The organism is Bradyrhizobium sp. (assembly GCF_049691595.1).
GTDB lineage: Bacteria > Pseudomonadota > Alphaproteobacteria > Rhizobiales > Xanthobacteraceae > Bradyrhizobium.
The window spans coordinates 1-3,380 of sequence record NZ_JBAVNZ010000033.1; the positions used below are offsets into that span (position 1 = coordinate 1).

General features: G+C 65.3%; 2 protein-coding genes. Both read right to left on the minus strand.

Annotated elements, in window-relative coordinates; all coding sequences use genetic code 11:
- On the minus strand, positions 1–1,866 hold a 1,866-nt coding region (locus WCE35_RS01400), incomplete at its 3' end, for a malate synthase G (RefSeq protein ID WP_424591556.1).
- Between the two features lie 132 nt (positions 1,867–1,998).
- A partial coding sequence (cysC, locus tag WCE35_RS01405) for an adenylyl-sulfate kinase (protein WP_424591557.1) occupies positions 1,999–3,380 on the minus strand: 1,382 nt, incomplete at its 5' end.

Consider the following 3,380-nt stretch of genomic DNA (forward strand, 5'->3'; position numbering starts at 1 on the left):
GTGGATATCAGGCACCTTGGAGCAGCCGACGCCCTGGTCGATCCAGCGCACCACATAGCCCAAAATGCCCTGGCAATTGTTGTCGATCTCCTGCCTCACATCGTCGGGCGCCCAGTTCGATTGCGATACCGGAATGGTGAGGATGTCGGACAGTTTTGCGCGCGGGCCGCCCTTGGCCAGTTGCTGCTGGCGTGCCGGCACATTGACCTGATGATAATGCAGCGCGTGCAGCGTGGCGGCGGTCGGCGACGGCACCCAGGCGGTGGTGGCGCCGGCCTGCGGATGGCCGATCTTCTGCGCCAGCATGTCCGCCATCTTGTCGGGCGCGGCCCACATGCCCTTGCCGATCTGGGCATGGCCGGGCAGGCCGTCGATCAGGCCGATATCGACGTTCCAGTCCTCATAGGCCTTGATCCAGGGCTGCGCCTTCATGTCGTTCTTGCGGATCATCGGACCGGCCTCCATCGAGGTGTGGATCTCGTCGCCGGTGCGGTCGAGGAAGCCGGTGTTGATGAACATGATGCGTTTCGAGGCGTTCTGGATGCAGGCCTTGAGGTTGACCGTGGTGCGGCGCTCCTCGTCCATGATGCCGACCTTCATGGTGTTTTCCGGCAACGCCAGCATCTTCTCGACTTGCGCGAACAGGTCGCAGGTCAGCGCGACCTCGTCGGGGCCGTGCATCTTCGGCTTGACGATATAGACCGAGCCGGTGCGGCTGTTGCGCACTTTCGAGTTGCCCTTGAGATCGTGGATCGCGAGCAGGCCGGTTACCGCGGCATCCAGCAGCCCTTCCGGAATTTCCTCGCCTTTACTGTCGAGCACGGCGTCGGTGAACATGTGATGGCCGACATTGCGCATCAGCAACAGGCTGCGGCCGTGCAGCGTGAGCTCCTTGCCGTCCGGCGTCTTGTAGACGCGGTCGGGATTGAGCGCACGCCTCAGCGTCTTGCCGCCCTTGTCGAAATCGGCCGACAGCGTGCCGTTCATCAGGCCGAGCGTGTTGCGATAGACCAGCACCTTGTCCTCGGCATCGACCGCGGCGACGCTGTCTTCCATGTCGAGGATGGTAGAGACCGCCGATTCCAGGATCATGTCGGCGACGCCAGCCGGATCATCCTTGCCGATGAAATGGCTGCGGTCGATCCTGATCTCGATATGCATGCCGTTGTTGACGAGCAGGACCGCGCTCGGCGCCGCGGCATCTCCCCGATAACCGGCGAATTGCGCGCTCGATTTCAGCGCGGTGGCGTTGCCGCTCTTCAGTTTGGCCGCGAGCTGGCTGGCGATGACGCTGTAGGAAGTCACATCGGTATGGCTGCCGGTTGCCAGCGGTACCGCGGAATCCAGAAAGGCTTTTGCCTTGGCGACGACCTTGTCGCCGCGCGCCTTGTTGAAGCCCTTGGTCGCTTCGCCGGTCTCATGCGGGATCGCATCGGTGCCGTAGAACGCGTCGTACAGGCTGCCCCAGCGCGCATTCGCCGCGTTCAGCGCATAGCGCGCATTGGTCAAGGGGACGACGAGCTGCGGCCCGCAGATATTGCCGATCTCTTCGTCGACATTGGCGGTCTCGACCTTCTGCGTCGCCGGCTCCGGCAAGAGGTAACCGATCTCCTTGAGGAAGGCGGTGTAGGCGTTGATGTCGAACGGCTTGCCCTTGTGGGCGCGGTGCCAGCCGTCGATCCTGGCCTGCAAGGTGTCGCGGAAGGCGAGCAGCTCGCGATTCTTCGGCCCCAGTTTCGCGATGATCGCGGCAAGCCCGGCCCAGAACGCATCGGGCGAAATCCCGGTTTTTGGCGTCGCCTCCCTGGCGACGAAATCGAACAGGACAGGGGCAATTTTCAGTCCGTGGGCCTCGACACGATTCATGATGGGTTTTTCTCGCGGGAACCGGCGGTTATGCGCTGTTTTCAGGGTGATGAGAGGGTAAAAAGCGCCGCAAAGGGCAGCGTTCGCAGCCCTTTTAGCGCCAAAGTCGGGTCGATGAAAAGGGATGAAAAGTCAGATATTTGCGGCGAGGTCGACGACTTCGTCGAACAGAATTCCGGTCGCGGCCAGCATTTTTTCGATCGCGTCGGTCGCCTCTGCAATCGAGCGCGCCGAGGTATCAATCTTAAGCTCGCATTCGGCCGGCGGCTGGTAATCCTGGCCGATCCCGGTGAACGCCGGCAGCGTGCCCGCGCGCGCCTTGGCATAGTGGCCCTTGGGGTCGCGGCGCTCGCACACCTCGGCCGGCGTCGCGACATGGATCTCGCGAAACTTGGTGTCGGCGATGCGCCGTGCCGCGGCGCGATCCGCGGCCGATGGCGAAACCGCGGCGACGATGGCGATGTGGCCGTTGCGCGCGAGATGGGTTGCGACTTCGGCGAGGCGCCGGATATTTTCGGTGCGGTCCTGCGCCGAAAAGCCGAGATCGCCGTTGAGGCCGGCGCGCAGGGTGTCGCCGTCGAGCAGGATCGGCGAACCGCCATTATCGAACAGGCGGCGCTCCAGCGCACGCGCCAGCGTCGATTTTCCGGAGCCCGGCAATCCCGTCAGCCACACCACCGCGCCGGTGTGACGGTAACGCGCCGCGCGCTCGTCGGGGCGCAATGCCGATTCAACCGGCACGATATCGACCGGGATGGCGCGCTGGCCGGCGTCGACCGACAGCACCAGGCCGCCGCCGGCAATGCGGCCGTTGACCTCGATCACCAGCCGTCCGGTGCGCGGATTTTCGGCGTGGGGATCGGCCGCGACCGGCTGGGCCAGCGCGATGTCGATCTCGCCGACATGGTTGCGCGCGATCGAGCTGGTCGGCGCGTTGGCGAGCTCGCCGGGATCGACCGCCTTCTCGATCGCGACCACGCTGGCGCGGCTCTCGCGCGTGCCGAGGCGGATCAGGATCGCGTCGCCCTTCGACAGCGGTTTTTCGTGCAGCCAGAAAATCCGTGCGCGGATTCGCCGCGTGTCGCGCGGGCTCTGTCCGGCATGGGCGATCACGTCGCCGCGCTCGATGAACAATTCGCGGTCGAGCGTGATGCCGACCGATCGTCCCGCGGTCTGCGGGCCGCTTACCGGCGTCAGAGGCCAGCTCTCGACCGTCTTGATCCTCGCGATCTTGCCGGCCGGCATGATGACGATTTCATCGCCTGCCGTGAGGCTGCCGGACTCGATGCGGCCGGCGACGATGCGGCGGTCATCGAACTTGTAGATCGCCTGTACCGGCAGCCGCAGCGCCAGCCGCGCCAGCGGTCGCGCCGGTTCGAGCGCGTCGAGCGCCTCGACCACGCTCGGCCCGTGGTACCAGGCGATCCGCGGCGTGCGTTCGGCGACGCCGTCGCCGTCGCGCGCGGAAACCGGGATCACCGCCGACGGCGTCACGCCGAGGGTGGTCAGATGCG